This window comes from Comamonas testosteroni (assembly GCF_030505195.1).
Classification (GTDB): Bacteria; Pseudomonadota; Gammaproteobacteria; order Burkholderiales; family Burkholderiaceae_C; genus Comamonas; species Comamonas testosteroni_G.
Window position 1 is genome coordinate 2,194,524 of the sequence record NZ_CP129672.1, and the last position, 13,067, is coordinate 2,207,590.

The 13,067-nt window shown below is 63.4% G+C and carries 13 protein-coding genes; 4 read left to right on the plus strand and 9 right to left on the minus strand.

The window, feature by feature from the left end; genetic code table 11:
• Positions 1 to 4 precede the first annotated feature (4 nt).
• Entirely contained in the window at positions 5 to 538 is a 534-nt protein-coding gene (locus tag QYQ99_RS09990; RefSeq protein WP_302092488.1) for a cupin domain-containing protein, read from the minus strand.
• On the opposite strand from QYQ99_RS09990, the gene QYQ99_RS09995 reads away from it, so the two are divergent.
• Positions 539 to 778 carry a hypothetical protein gene (locus QYQ99_RS09995; protein ID WP_302092489.1) on the plus strand — a complete coding sequence of 80 codons (240 nt, stop codon included), beginning with the start codon at positions 539 to 541 and terminating at the stop codon, positions 776 to 778.
• 18 nt (positions 779 to 796) lie between these two features.
• Here the strand turns inward: QYQ99_RS09995 and QYQ99_RS10000 are convergent, their stop codons facing one another.
• The 4 genes from QYQ99_RS10000 to QYQ99_RS10015 form a co-directional block, all read right to left on the minus strand.
• A complete protein-coding gene (locus QYQ99_RS10000) occupies positions 797 to 2,473 on the minus strand; it encodes a long-chain-fatty-acid--CoA ligase (RefSeq protein ID WP_302092490.1) in 1,677 nt (558 codons plus the stop codon).
• A 213-nt stretch (positions 2,474 to 2,686) separates the two neighbouring features.
• Complete coding sequence (gene fba, locus QYQ99_RS10005; RefSeq protein WP_003072472.1) at positions 2,687 to 3,751, minus strand: class II fructose-bisphosphate aldolase; 1,065 nt, start codon at positions 3,749 to 3,751, stop codon at positions 2,687 to 2,689.
• A gap of 129 nt (positions 3,752 to 3,880) precedes the next feature.
• Positions 3,881 to 5,239: a histidine kinase dimerization/phospho-acceptor domain-containing protein gene (locus QYQ99_RS10010; RefSeq protein ID WP_302092491.1), complete on the minus strand. Its 1,359-nt coding sequence runs from the start codon at positions 5,237 to 5,239 to the stop codon at positions 3,881 to 3,883.
• Complete coding sequence (locus QYQ99_RS10015) at positions 5,236 to 5,931, minus strand: response regulator transcription factor (protein ID WP_302092492.1); 696 nt, start codon at positions 5,929 to 5,931, stop codon at positions 5,236 to 5,238. The genes QYQ99_RS10010 and QYQ99_RS10015 overlap by 4 nt, the downstream gene beginning before the upstream one ends.
• Positions 5,932 to 6,086: 155 nt before the next feature.
• Here QYQ99_RS10015 and QYQ99_RS10020 point away from each other — a divergent pair, with 155 nt between their 5' ends.
• Genes QYQ99_RS10020 through QYQ99_RS10030 form a run of 3 tightly spaced genes read left to right on the plus strand, consistent with a single transcriptional unit; the run spans position 6,087 to position 8,082 of the window.
• Positions 6,087 to 6,677 (plus strand): phosphatase PAP2 family protein, encoded by a 591-nt coding sequence (locus QYQ99_RS10020; RefSeq protein WP_302092493.1) that lies wholly within the window; start codon positions 6,087 to 6,089, stop codon positions 6,675 to 6,677.
• 47 nt (positions 6,678 to 6,724) lie between these two features.
• On the plus strand, positions 6,725 to 7,480 hold the full coding sequence (locus QYQ99_RS10025) for a phosphatase PAP2 family protein (protein ID WP_302092494.1): 756 nt from the start codon (positions 6,725 to 6,727) through the stop codon (positions 7,478 to 7,480).
• A 26-nt stretch (positions 7,481 to 7,506) separates the two neighbouring features.
• Positions 7,507 to 8,082, plus strand: a complete 576-nt coding sequence (locus tag QYQ99_RS10030; RefSeq protein ID WP_302092495.1) for a phosphatase PAP2 family protein — start codon at positions 7,507 to 7,509, stop codon at positions 8,080 to 8,082.
• 156 nt (positions 8,083 to 8,238) lie between these two features.
• Here QYQ99_RS10030 and pyk read toward each other — a convergent pair whose 3' ends face one another.
• The 4 genes from pyk to QYQ99_RS10050 all read right to left on the minus strand — a co-directional run bounded on the left by pyk (position 8,239) and on the right by QYQ99_RS10050 (position 13,061).
• A complete protein-coding gene (pyk, locus tag QYQ99_RS10035; RefSeq protein ID WP_302092496.1) occupies positions 8,239 to 9,675 on the minus strand; it encodes a pyruvate kinase in 1,437 nt (478 codons plus the stop codon).
• A gap of 310 nt (positions 9,676 to 9,985) precedes the next feature.
• Positions 9,986 to 10,765: an abortive infection protein gene (locus QYQ99_RS10040; protein WP_302092497.1), complete on the minus strand. Its 780-nt coding sequence runs from the start codon at positions 10,763 to 10,765 to the stop codon at positions 9,986 to 9,988.
• Positions 10,766 to 10,787: 22 nt separating this feature from the next.
• The gene (locus QYQ99_RS10045; RefSeq protein WP_302092498.1) at positions 10,788 to 12,197 is read right to left on the minus strand and encodes an aminopeptidase P N-terminal domain-containing protein; all 1,410 of its coding nucleotides are present in this window, start codon (positions 12,195 to 12,197) and stop codon (positions 10,788 to 10,790) included.
• Between the two features lie 27 nt (positions 12,198 to 12,224).
• Positions 12,225 to 13,061: a sulfite exporter TauE/SafE family protein gene (locus tag QYQ99_RS10050; protein WP_302092499.1), complete on the minus strand. Its 837-nt coding sequence runs from the start codon at positions 13,059 to 13,061 to the stop codon at positions 12,225 to 12,227.
• Positions 13,062 to 13,067: the final 6 nt, after the last annotated feature.

The window sequence follows — 13,067 nt, forward strand, 5'->3', positions numbered from 1 at the left end:
AAGCTCAGCGCTTGATCTTGGCCAGAGGATGCTCGGGCGGATAAGTCGGGGTGACGGGCTTTTTGGCGCCCAGCATCACGCACATCAGCGCATCTTCATCACCGACATTGATCTCTTCGCGGTACACGCCGGGCGGCACCGAAACCACATCGCGATCGGTCAGGATGGTCTCGAAACGCTCGCCGTCCTTTTCCAGCACCAGCTTGAGCTTGCCGCGCATCACGAAGAACACTTCTTCCACATCGGTGTGCAGATGCGAAGGGCCTTCATGGCCGGCAGGAATCACCATGGTGGAGAAGGTGAAGTTTTCCGACGGAATGGTGTTGCTGTCGGAGGCCACGCCCGTGCCGCCCGTGCCGATGTAACGCATCTGGCCGCGGCGGTATTTGGGGTCAAAGTCGGCCTGGAACTTCAGGGCATCGAAGTCGTACTTGCGCGTGGCAAAGCGCGCAATGCGTGTGCTCATCCAGTCTTCAAAGCTGGAGCCCTCGGGGCGATCCCAAGTACGGGCGCCGTTGTCTTGTGCGATCTCGCTCATATGTCTCTCCTGAAACCGTTGGTGAACACAAAAAGCAATCTGCTTTTTGTTTTACTAATAAAACCAGGTTCATTTGGCGAAACAATTATAAGAAGACTTGCCCGATATCAACAAGCACATTTCCTTGTCGGCGCGGTGGAGACCGGTTTGGGCATGACGTTTCGCCCCGACTCGCACAGGCAGCGCGCTAAAAAAGGCGCAAAAAAAGGAGCGCCAAGCGCTCCTGTGAACTCGCCTTGAAGGACAAGATGAAAACTCTCAGGCGTCGCGCAGCTCCCTGCGCAGGATCTTGCCCACAGGAGTCTTGGGCAGATCGGTGCGAAAGACGATGTGGCGCGGACGCTTGTAGCCTGTCAGATTGGCGTGGCAATAGTCGCGGATGGCCTGTTCCGTCAGCGCCGGGTCTTTCTTGACGACGACGAGCTTGATGGCCTCACCGGACTTTTCGTCGGGCACGCCGACCACCGCGCACTCCAGCACGCCGGGGCAGTTGGAGACCACGTCCTCGACCTCGTTGGGGTAGACATTGAAGCCGCTGACGATGACCATGTCTTTCTTGCGGTCCACGATCTTCACAAAACCGCGCTCGTCAATGGTGCCGATGTCGCCGGTCAGGAAGTAGCCGTCGGCCGTCATGGCCTTGGCGGTTTCGTCGGGGCGTTGCCAATAGCCGGCCATGACCTGGGGACCCAGCACGGCGACTTCGCCGGGCAGACCCGGCTCGTTCACGTCCTGGCCGTCGCTGCCGACCAGCTTCACATAGGTGCTGGGCAGGGGCACGCCGATGGTGCCCGAGTAAGCCGTGACCGTGACCGGATTGCAGGTCACCGAGGGACTGGTCTCCGAGAGGCCGTAACCCTCGCAGATGGGACAGCCAGTCTTCTTGAGCCACAGCTCGGCCACGGCACTCTGCACGGCCATGCCGCCACCCACCGAGACCTTGAGGTGACTCCAGTCCACGGTGCCGAAATCGGGGTGGTTGGCCAGTCCGTTGAACAAGGTGTTCACGGCCGGAAAGCTGTGGAAACGGTGCCTGGACAGCTCCTTGAGTGTAGCCTTGAGATCGCGCGGATTGGGGATAAGCACGGTTTTGCCGCCGGTGCGCATGGCCAGCATCATGTTCACCGTGAACGCGAAGATGTGATAGAGCGGCAGCGCGCAGATGCTGGTGGGCTGCTCACCTGCCGGCACCTTCTTCATGGCGGGCTCGTTCCAGGCTTCGGACTGCAGCACGTTGGCGATGATGTTCCTGTGCTGCAGCACGGCCCCCTTGCTCACGCCCGTGGTGCCGCCCGTGTATTGCAACACCGCCATGTCGTCGGCCTTGAGCACCGGTGCGTTCAGGCTGGCGCCACGCCCCTTGGCCAGTGCGTCCTTGAAGCGCACGGCACCGGGCAGGTTGAAGGGCGGCACCAGCTTCTTGACGGAGCGCACCACGTAATTGACCAGCATGCCCTTCAAAAGCCCCAGCTCGTCGCCCATGGCGCAAAGCACGATGTGCTGCACGGCGCTGCCATGCATGCCGTCCTGCAGGGTCTTGGCGAAGTTCTCGATGATGACGATGGCCTTGGCACCCGAGTCCTTGAGCTGATGCTCGAGCTCGCGTGCCGTGTAGAGCGGGTTGACGTTGACCAGCACATAGCCGGCACGCAGCACCCCTGCCACGGCCACCGGGTACTGAGGAATATTGGGCATCATCAGCGCCACGCGGTCGCCTCGCTGCAGTCCCAGGCTTTGCAGATAGGCGGCAAAGAGCTTGCTCTGCGCATCGACCTCGGCGAAGCTCAGTTCCTTGCCCATGAAGGAATAGGCCACCTTGTCGGCATGCTTGGCAAACGCCTCCTCCATCAAGGCCACCAGCGATGGATACTGGGACGCGTCAATGTCCGCAGGAACTCCCTCTGGATAGGCATTCAGCCAAGGACGCTTACTCATTGCTCTGTCTCCCTGTCTTATCGTCTGATCCGGCCATTGTGATAAAAAGCACGATCGTTCGATACTGTAGTAACCCTAGGAAACAAGCCGAGTCACCTTGGTAACAGAAGTCAAAACCCATGAAAAAAGCCCGCAGGCAACAGACTGCGGGCTTTGAGGGTTTTCAGCTGTCAGCGCTTACGGGTAAAGCACTGACAGCTATCAAACTTGAGTTTACTTGACCAGCTGGGCCAGATCGCCGGCGGCGTACTTCTTGGCCATTTGCTCCAGGCTGTAGCCCTTGATCTTGCCGCCCTGGCCTTCGCAGCCGAACTCGATGTAGCGGGCCTTGCAGACTTGCTTGGCCGCTTCGCGGGCAGGCTTGAGCCATTCGCGGGCGTCGAACTTGTCGGGGTTCTCGGCCAGGAACTTGCGCACCGCGCCGGTCATGGCCAGACGGATGTCGGTGTCGATATTGATCTTGCGCACGCCGTACTTGATGGCTTCCTGGATCTCTTCCACGGGCACGCCGTAGGTTTCCTTCATCTTGCCGCCGTACTGGTTGATGATGGCCAGCAGTTCCTGGGGCACGGAAGAGGAGCCATGCATCACCAGGTGGGTGTTGGGGATGCGGGCGTGGATTTCCTTGACGCGGGAGATCGCCAGGATGTCTCCTGTGGGCTTGCGGCTGAACTTGTAGGCACCGTGGCTGGTGCCGATGGCGATCGCCAGTGCGTCCAGCTGGGTGGCCTTGACGAACACGGCAGCTTCCTCGGGGTCGGTCAGCATCTGGCTGTGGTCCAGCTTGCCTTCGGCGCCGATGCCGTCTTCTTCGCCGGCTTCGCCAGTTTCGAGGTTGCCCAGGCAACCCAGCTCGCCCTCCACGGTGGCGCCGATCTGGTGGGCCATGGCCACCACCTTCTGGGTCACGTCCACGTTGTAGTCGAAGGACGAAGGCGTCTTGCCGTCGCTCATCAGCGAGCCGTCCATCATCACCGAGCCGAAGCCCAGGTTCAGCGCGCCCTGGCAGACTTCAGGCGTGGTGCCATGGTCCTGATGCATCACCAGGGGGATGTGGGGATACATCTCGGCAGCCGCCTGGATCAGGTGCTTGATGAAGGGCTCACCGGCGTATTTACGGGCACCGGCGCTGGCCTGCAGGATCACGGGCGCGCCGACTTCGTCAGCCGCCGACATCACGGCCTGGACCTGCTCCAGGTTGTTCACGTTGAAGGCGGGGATGCCATAGCCGTTTTCAGCAGCATGGTCCAGCATTTCGCGCATCGAGATCAAAGGCATGGTGGGTTCCGTTCAAAGTTTTGAGAGGCAACGCCCCCGGCGATGAATCACTGCAGTGCGCCGCACGACAGCTGTGGCCCGGGGAAAGACCAGCGGCCACGCTTCGTAACCGCTTAGTAACCGGATATTTTAACCGGCTAGCGGTATTTCCATGCGATAGCAGGTGGTGAAGCCTTGCGGTGCCTCGGCCACGATGAAGCGCCCGCCATGGGCCTGCATGACGCGGCTGACGATTTCATGGCCCAGATGCAGACTGTCCACGGGCGGCACATGGACCAGCGCCGCGTCGCGTCTGCCGTCATCGCAGACCTGCACCCAAGCCAGCGCCCGGCTCGAATCAAGACCGGCCTGCACCTCGATCTGGGTGCCGCCCGGCGTGTGGCGTACGGCGTTTTCCACCAGATTGCGCAGGGCCGAATCGAGCAGCAGCGCATTGCCGCGCACAGGCAGCTCCTGCGGGGCGTCCACGGAGATCATGTCCCCGCGCTGCCAGGCATGCTGAGCCTGTGCCGCCGCCACATCGCGCACCACATCGGCCCAGTTCACGGTCTGCAAAGGCGCATCCAGCATGCCGCGCCCGGCCCTGGCCAGGGTCAGCAACTGATCGAGCACATGGCCGGCATGCAGGGCGTCCTGACCGATGCGCTGCAGCGCGGCCTGCATGACAGCCGTATCGGTCTGCCCCCCCGACTTCAGTGCCTGGGCCTGCAAAACAATGGAGGCCAGCGGCGTGCGCAGTTCGTGGGCCACTTCATTGGCCAGATTGCGCTCGCGCTCCAAGGCTTCCTGCTGGCGGTCGAGCAAGGTGTTGATGGAGCTGACCATAGGCGAGAGCTCGCGCGGCACATGGGCGTCGGACAGGCGCTGGTCACGACTCAGATCCAGCGCATCCACGCGCTGCGTGAGCTGATTGAGCGGGCGCATGCCGCGGCGCATGGCAACACCCAGCGCAACCACGATCACGGGCAGCAGCCAGAACCCCGGCTCAATCATCTGCATGGCAATGTCGTCGGCCAGACTGTCGCGCTCGGCCAGGTCGATCATCACCGTGACCTTGGCGGTTTTGTCGTGGCTCCACTGGGTATAGCTGCGCCAGGCCTGGCGTTCGTCCACGCCAATCGTGGCAAAGCCCTGCTCGATGTTGAAGTCAGGCAAGGGGGCCTGACCGGTGCGCGAGATCAGCAGGCCCTGCGCATTCCAGAGCACCACGCTCAGCGACTCCTGATAGTCGTGGGCGTGCAGGCCTGCAGGCGGCTGGACCGCCGTGGTCTCTCCGACCGGCACATCGTCCTGCACATGCCAGTTCAAGGTCAGTGCGGCCACTCCGGCCAAATGCCCGTCGGTCAGCTCGTCGGCCTCGTGGACTCCGGTCTGGTAGCCCCAGATGACGAAGCTGCCCCAGACCAGCGCCAGCGCGCCCAGCATCCAGGCCAGCAGATTCAGCTGCAGCGAGCTGCGGCGTTTGCCCGTCTGCGGCAGCTCGCTCATTCCTGCTCCTGTGGCATGAAGTAGCCCACGCCGCGCATGGTCACGATGATCTTCTGGCCCAGCTTCTTGCGCAGATGGTGGACATAGACCTCCACGGCATTGCTCTCCACCGTATCGCCCCAGCTGTAGAGATGCTCCTCGATTTGCGGGCGTGAGAGCACCCGCCCGCGCGCCAGCAGCAAGGCCCAGAGCACGGCAAATTCGCGCGGTGAAACCTCCACCTTCTGTCCCGCCTGCCTGATGATGCGGGCAGCCGGGTCCACCTCCAGATCCGCATGGCGGATCACCGGCGATGCCTGACCGACCGCGCGGCGCATCATGGCGCGCAAGCGGGCCTCCAGCTCGTCCATGTCAAAAGGCTTGACCAGATAGTCATCAGCGCCCAGATTGAGCCCCGCGACCCGGTCCTGCACCTGATCGCGTGCCGTAAGGATCAGCACCGGCGTGGCCGGATCCGGTAGTTGCGGCACGCCGGGCCGACCGCTCTGCTGACGCAGGCGGCGCACCACCTCGCTGCCATCAGCGTCGGGCAGTCCCAGGTCCAGCAACACGGCATCGAAGCGCTCGGCACTCAGGGCATGCCAGGCCTCGGCCACGCTGGCGCACACGTCCACCGCATAGCCGCGCTGCATGAGATTGGCTCGCAGCCCTGCTGCAATGCCTTCGTTGTCTTCGACCACCAGAATTCGCATGCACGCATTGTGCGCGGCAATCCGCAATCCACTCAACTGGCCGATCAACGCCGATGCCCACCGCCCCTGCTTGCGCATGGGCTTGACATCCGCAAGCGAGCATTTCGCTTTAACATCGGCCACCTTTCATTGCCGCAATCTGCCGCAGCGCCTTCATGTTCTTCTTCGATCCGTTTCTGTTTGCGCTGTTCAATGCCGATGCTCAGACGCACTGGTTCAGCATCCAGCTGGCACGTGCGCTCTCGGCCTGGTTGCCCAATCTCAGCGGCGTTCTGGTCCTGCTGGCCCTGGTGTTCGGCTCACCGGCAACACGCCGCACCATGCTGATGCTGCTGCTGTCCATGGCCACGGCCTGGCTGATCGCCAGACTCATACGCTGGGGCTTCCCGGCTCCGCGTCCGTTCCAGCTCAATCTCGGCACGCTTTGGATTCAGCATGGCGGACGCGCCGGCTTTCCCAGTCTGCATGCCAGCGGAGCCTTTGCCCTGGCCATGGCCCTCAGCCTGGGTGCAACCCGCCACCGCAAGCCGCTGGTCTGGCTGGCCTGGATAGCCGCCATCGGCATCGCCTGGAGCCGTGTCCATCTGGGAGTGCACTTTGCCTCGGATCTGATGGCCGGCGCGCTGGTCGGCATCAGCGGCGCTCTCATCGTCTGGCATATCGCCTTCCAGCTGCGCCGCCGCCGTCATCTGCGCCTCATGCCGCATCTCAAACGCCTGCGCAGCGCCTGGACGGCCCAGGGTTGAGCGTGCTCTTAAGCGCTTGTTAAGCAGCGCTTTCTATCGTGGCGGGCATGAAGTCGTCCGCCCCCTCGATCCCTTACCCTCCTCTTCGCGCAGCCTCCTCTCCAGCCCTTCTGGGCTGGACTGTCATCGCCCTGGCCTGCGTGCTGGCCTGGGACATGAGCGCCCTGGACATGCCCATGGCGCACTGGTTTGGCAGCAGCCAGGGCTTTGCCCTGCAAAACGACTGGTTCATGGTCAACATTGCCCATGAAGGCGCGCGCAAGCTGGCCTGGATCATCGTGATGGGGCTGAGCCTGGCGATCTGGTGGCCCGTCGGCTGGATGCGAAAAGTGTCTTACCCACGCCGGATACAACTGGTGGTGGGCGCACTGGTCTCGCTCATCATCATGGCGCTGATGAAACGCATCAGCGTGACCAGTTGCCCCTGGGACCTCGCCGACTTCGGCGGTGTAGGCCACTATGTCTCGCACTGGGCCTGGGGTGTCATAGATGGCGGCGGCGGCCACTGCTTTCCGGCCGGTCACGCCTCGGCGGGCTTTGCCTTCATCAGCGGCTACTTCGCGCTGCGCCACGACCTGCCGCGTGCCGCGCGCCTGTGGCTGGCCACGGCCCTGGTGGCCGGTTTTGCCCTGGGTCTGGCGCAGCAGATGCGCGGCGCTCACTTCATGAGCCACACCCTGTGGACCGCCTGGCTTTGCTGGACGACCAGCTGGTTTTACGATCTGCTGACCACCCGCCGCATGGCGCGCCAGGCACCGGCGGATGCCGCCATGTCTCCCGACGAGCTGCTGGCCCGGGACTGAACGCTGCGCACATGCAAAGGTCATTCATGCTGCTTTTCGATGCCCCCGTATTTCACTTTCTGAATGCCAACACCCAGAGCCCGCTGTGGTGGATTCAGGCCTCGCGCTTTGCCTCCAACTGGTTGCCCGGCCTGTGCGCCCTGCCGGTGATTGCTGCCATGCTGGCGCTTGGCAAAGGCTGGCGGCGCAGCCTGCAACTGGCCTTGCTGTCCATGGCATGTGCCTGGCTGGCCTGCCGTCTGATTCGCTGGGGCCTGCCCATGCCCAGACCTGCGCAACTGGGCATGGGCATGCAGTGGATAGCACATGGTGCCAGCGCCAGCTTTCCCAGCATGCACGCCGCCGGCGCCTTTGCCCTGGCTCAGGGCATCAATCTGGGCATGGGCAGACACCAGCGCTGGCTGGTTGTTGTCGCATGGTTTCTCGCCACCAGCGTGGCGCTGAGCCGCGTGGTGCTGGGCGTGCATTTCCCGTCGGACGTTCTGGCCGGCATGCTGATCGGTGCCGCCAGCGCCGTGCTGGTCTGGCGCAGCGCCCTGCAGATCCAGCAAGCCCGGCGTCGCAAACAGCTCAAGCGCCGCCTGCAACCCCAGGTCACCTGAGGCACGCTACAAAAACAAAAGCTGCCAGCGCTTTGACCATAAGCGCTGGCAGCTTTTTTATAAGGCATGCGTCAAGTCAGAGGCATCGAGCAAGAGCCGCCTCGCAGCGAAGATGCCGTCCCCCTCGGGGGGAAGCGGCATAGCCGCTCAGGGGGCTTATTCCACCCTGCAGATCTTGAGCATATTGGTACCACCGGGCTGGCCCATGGGCTCGCCGCAGGTGATGGCGTAGACATCGCCGGACTGCACGATGCCGCGGGCCAGCAAATGGCCCTTGGCCTGGTCCAGCGCCATGTCACGCTCGGCGCTGGTATCCATCAGCAAAGGACGCACGTTGCGATACAGCGCCATCTTGCGCTGCGTGGCCAGCTTGGGCGTCAGGGCGTAGATGGGGATATGGATGCGATGACGGCTCATCCACAGCGCAGTCGAGCCGGAGTCCGTCAGCGCCACGATGGCCTTGGCACCCAGGTGATGCGCGGTGAACAGCGCGCCGATGGCGATGGCCTGGTCGGTACGCTTGAACTGGCTGTTACTGAAATCGGCATCCTTGACGCGGTCTTCGGCCGCTTCCGCAGCGGCGCAGATGGCGGCCATTTCACGCACAGTCTCCAGCGGATATTTGCCGGCAGCGGTTTCGGCGCTCAGCATCACGGCATCGGTGCCGTCCAGCACGGCATTGGCCACGTCGCTCACTTCGGCACGGGTGGGCACGGGGTTGGTGATCATGGACTCCATCATCTGGGTCGCGGTGATCACCACCTTGTCCATGTCGCGCGCCATGCGGATCATCTTCTTTTGCAGCGCGGGCACGGCGGCATTGCCCACTTCCACGGCCAGATCGCCACGGGCGACCATGATGCCGTCGGAGACCTTGAGAATCTCTTCCAGACGCGGAATGGCCTCGGCGCGCTCGATCTTGGCGATCAGGCTGGGCTTGTGACCGTACTGGGCAGCGGCCACATTGCACAGCTGGCGCGCCATTTCCATATCGGTGGCGTTCTTGGGGAAGCTCACGGCCACGTAGTCGGCCTGGAAGGACATCGCGGTCTTGATGTCTTCCATGTCCTTGGCGGTCAGTGCGGGAGCCGTCAGGCCGCCGCCTTGCTTGTTGATGCCCTTGTTGTTGGACAGCTCGCCACCCAGCTTGACGATGGTGTGCACCTCTTCGCCGCGCACGGCGTCCACGGTCAGCACGATCAGGCCGTCGTTGAGCAGCAGCACGTCGCCGGCCTTCACATCGCGGGGCAGCTCCTTGTAATCAAGGCCCACGCCGTTGATGTCGCCGGGTTCGGTGCGCGATGCGTCGAGCACAAAGCGCTCGCCGGGCTCGAGCATGACCTTGCCCTCGGCAAACTTGCCGACACGGATCTTGGGCCCCTGCAGGTCGGCCATGATGGCCACTTCGCGGCCTGCACGCTGGGCGGCTTCGCGCACCATGGTGGCACGGTCGATATGGTCCTGCGCCTTGCCATGGCTGAAGTTCAGGCGCACGACGTTCACGCCTTCGCGCACCATTTGTTCAAGCAGTTGCGGATCGCTGGAAGCAGGGCCCAGTGTGGCGACGATCTTGGTAGCACGACTCACTTGCATGAAATGTCTCTCTCGCGATGGAATGTAATCGGGTTTCAATTCTGGCACGAATGCGGTTACATGACTGCATCTTGCACAGCGATGCGGCACCAGGCAAGCACGCCCCAGAACAGAAAAAATAGTAGCTGCTTGCGCTTACCCATCATTGATATCAAGGTAAATAATGCTTGAAATGCTTATATATAAATCGCTTGCAGCTATTAATTAAGAAGCACAAGAGGGAAACTCGCGCTGAAACCGACAAGCCTTGTGCAGCGCATCAATGAGCGCGTCGAAACAGTTTTGCCCGGCAGGTTCAAATGTCCGGGCCTCAGATCAGGCCGTGCGAGAGCAGATAGGTCACCACATGCGTGAGCATGGCGGCCTCGAGTCCGTAGCGCCAGAACATGATGCCTGCCAGCAGGCCATAGACGCTTTCACACACCAGCAGCTGCAGCACGACAGGCGCCGACAGATCGCCGACCACGGTCCAGTTCAGAAACACCGGAATGCAGCCGGACAACAGGGCGGCCAGTGCGATGGCCGCCCAGCCCAGCCGCCAGTCCGGGCGCTGCCTGCGACTGCCAAAGAGCGTCCACATCAGCCACATCACGCCCGTGAGCATGCCCAGCCTCAGCAGCAGCTCTTCGGTGATCGCGCCGTAGAACAGCTTGGGCCATAGCGGCAGGCCGTAGACCGGGTCCACAAAAGGCATGCTCTCAGGCCAGACCACGGCCAGCGTCACCAGCCAGGCCGCGCCGATCACGCCACCCGCCAGGCCGGGCAGGCTCAGCACACGAATGCCGCGCCAGGGCACGCGCCCCTCGGCCAGGGCATGAATCAAGGGCGCGCTCAGGCCCAGCTTCGGGCCCAGCCGGATCCCGAACCCCACGCTCAGTGCCAGCAGGGCGCTCAGCCCCGCCGTCACCACCCAGGTGCCCACGATCTCCGGACCGCCTCCGCTCAGAAAGCTCAGCCAGGCCGGCGGCACCGTCCAGGCCAGCGCCACCACACCAGGCAGACCCAGCAACCACAGCAGCAAGCCCATGCGCGCGGCTGGCAAAGGCCTGGCCGCAGCGCCATGGGACAGGTGGTTGAAGGTCTGCGGCATGCCGAGCTCTGGTTCAAGCCTCTCAGTCACGCATCAACGCTTCGATCTCGTCGGCCTTGACGGGCACGCCGCGCGTGATGAGCTCGCAGCCAGTCTCGGTGACGATGGCATCGTCCTCGATGCGGATACCGATGTTGTGGAACTGCTCGGGCACGCCAGGCGCAGGACGCACATAGATGCCCGGCTCTATCGTCATGACCATGCCGGGGCGCAGGATGCGGCTGGGGCGATTGGCAATGGTTTCGCCCGAGATCGGGTCCTTGCGCTCGCTGACCACGCCCAGCTCGCTGGGCTCCACATAGCTGCCGCAGTCATGCACATCCATGCCCAGCCAGTGGCCGGTGCGGTGCATGTAGAACTGGAAGTAGGCACGCGACTCGATCACATCCTCGGCCGTGCCGTACTTGGTACGGTCCAGCAGCCCCAGGTCCAGCATGCCCTGGGCCAGCACGGCAACAGTGGCGTCATGCGGGTCGTTGAAGCGCTTGCCGGCCCTGGTGACGGCAATCGCCGCTTCCTGGCTGGCCAGCACCAGCTCGTACAGCGCACGCTGCGCTGCGCTGAACTTGCCGTCGGCCGGAAAGGTGCGCGTGATGTCGCTGGCATAGCCGTCCAGCTCGCAGCCTGCGTCGATGAGCACCAGCTCGCCCGCACGCACCGGCGCCTTGTCGGCCTGATAGTGCAGCACGCAGGCATTGGCGCCGGCAGCCACGATGGAGCCGTAGGCCACGTATTGCGAGCCATGCTGGCGGAACTCGTGCAGCAGCTCGGCGTCCAGGTGGTATTCGCGCACCTCCTCGCCATTGCGGATCATGCGGGCCGAGCGCTGCATGGCACGCACATGGGCCTGGGCACTGATCTGCGCGGCGCGGCGCATGATGTCCTGCTCATGCTCGTCCTTGAGCAGACGCATCTCGTCCAGCAGCGCACAGGCATCGCCCTGCTGCGTGGGGCAGATCACGCCAAAGCGCGAGCGGGCTCGCACCTGGCTGAGCCAGCCTTCGACCTGTTCGGCCAGACCCTTGTGGGTGGCGAAGGGAAACCAGACACGCTCGCGGTTTTCCAGCAGGCGCGGCAGGCGGGCATCGATCTCGTCGCTGGAGAAGGCCTGCTCCATGCCCAGCCTGGCCTTGGCCGCCTCGGGCCCCAGGCGATAGCCGGTCCAGACCTCGCGCTCCAGATCCTTGGGCTGGCAGAACAGCACGCTCTTGCCGTCGCCGGTCAGCACCAGACAGGCATTGGGCTCGCTAAAGCCCGTGAGGTAGTAGAAGTAGCTGTCGTGGCGATACAGATACTCGGTATCGCGGTTGCGATGCAGCTCGGGAGCCGTGGGGATGATGGCGACACCGCCGTCGCCCAACTGGGCGGCCAAGCGTGCGCGGCGTTGGGCATATACAGAAGTCATGGGCATATCGTAATGCTGGCCGGGCATCTGCACATCAGCTTACATCTGCGAATGTCAGCTATTTCGACACAGCCCCGTCTGCGTGCCCGCCCAAGGCGGGACCGTCTGCAGCGCCATCGCGTCACCGGGCACCAGGGCTTCGGGCTGGCTCGCGCGCCAACCCGACCAGAGCAGGCTTGCGCCCGACAGGATCAGCAGGCCGCAGACCAGCCATTCCACCAGCCTTCTGGGCCAGGCGGGCGGATGCCTGGCACTCCACCAGGTCACGCCCGTGACGACAGGAAAGGCCAGTGCCGTCCAGCCCATGACCGCCCAGTTCAACTGCCCCTCCACCGCCACCATGGCAGCGCGCAGCAAGGAGCAGGAGACAAACATGGCAAACAGGCAGTGGCGCACCAGCAGGCGATCCAGCGGCTGGCGGTAGAGGTGATAGACCATGGGCGGGCCGGGCGTGGCAAACAAGCCACCGAGCAGCCCCGAGGACACGCCTGCCACCCACAGGGCGACGGGCCCCGAGGGCCGCTCCAGCGCCTTCTTCTGCATCAGCAGCAACATGGCGCACAGCACGATCACCAGGCCCAGCAGCATGCGCAGGCCATTGAGCGTATTGCCGCTGAGCCAGTGCAGCAGCAGCACCCCGCCGACCACGCCCAGCACGCTGCTGATGAGCATGGGCTTGAGCATGGCCCAGTCCGGCTCGAAGCGGTAGGCGCGCATATAGCTGACGCCGTTGATGATGGACAGCAGACAGGCCACATTGGCCGCATCGGCAATATTCATCAGGCCCGTGGCGCCTGCCACGCCCACAAAGATCAGCCCGAACGCGAAGCCCGTGAGGTTCTGGCAGAACGCGGCCAGCCCCACCAAAGCCATGAAGAAAACGATTTGCATGCACTC

What these genes read in the sequence shown, in the direction of transcription:
- QYQ99_RS10050 (WP_302092499.1), bottom strand. Translation starts at nt 13,061, where the DNA reads ATGCAAATCGTTTTCTTCATGGCTTTGGTGGGGCTGGCCGCGTTCTGC.
- pyk (WP_302092496.1), bottom strand. Translation starts at nt 9,675, where the DNA reads ATGCAAGTGAGTCGTGCTACCAAGATCGTCGCCACACTGGGCCCTGCT.
- QYQ99_RS10010 (WP_302092491.1), bottom strand. Translation starts at nt 5,239, where the DNA reads ATGAGCGAGCTGCCGCAGACGGGCAAACGCCGCAGCTCGCTGCAGCTG.
- QYQ99_RS10025 (WP_302092494.1), top strand. Translation starts at nt 6,725, where the DNA reads ATGAAGTCGTCCGCCCCCTCGATCCCTTACCCTCCTCTTCGCGCAGCC.
- QYQ99_RS10030 (WP_302092495.1), top strand. Translation starts at nt 7,507, where the DNA reads ATGCTGCTTTTCGATGCCCCCGTATTTCACTTTCTGAATGCCAACACC.
- QYQ99_RS10040 (WP_302092497.1), bottom strand. Translation starts at nt 10,765, where the DNA reads ATGCCGCAGACCTTCAACCACCTGTCCCATGGCGCTGCGGCCAGGCCT.
- QYQ99_RS09990 (WP_302092488.1), bottom strand. Translation starts at nt 538, where the DNA reads ATGAGCGAGATCGCACAAGACAACGGCGCCCGTACTTGGGATCGCCCC.
- QYQ99_RS10000 (WP_302092490.1), bottom strand. Translation starts at nt 2,473, where the DNA reads ATGAGTAAGCGTCCTTGGCTGAATGCCTATCCAGAGGGAGTTCCTGCG.
- fba (WP_003072472.1), bottom strand. Translation starts at nt 3,751, where the DNA reads ATGCCTTTGATCTCGATGCGCGAAATGCTGGACCATGCTGCTGAAAAC.
- QYQ99_RS09995 (WP_302092489.1), top strand. Translation starts at nt 539, where the DNA reads ATGTCTCTCCTGAAACCGTTGGTGAACACAAAAAGCAATCTGCTTTTT.
- QYQ99_RS10045 (WP_302092498.1), bottom strand. Translation starts at nt 12,197, where the DNA reads ATGCCCGGCCAGCATTACGATATGCCCATGACTTCTGTATATGCCCAA.
- QYQ99_RS10020 (WP_302092493.1), top strand. Translation starts at nt 6,087, where the DNA reads ATGTTCTTCTTCGATCCGTTTCTGTTTGCGCTGTTCAATGCCGATGCT.
- QYQ99_RS10015 (WP_302092492.1), bottom strand. Translation starts at nt 5,931, where the DNA reads ATGCGAATTCTGGTGGTCGAAGACAACGAAGGCATTGCAGCAGGGCTG.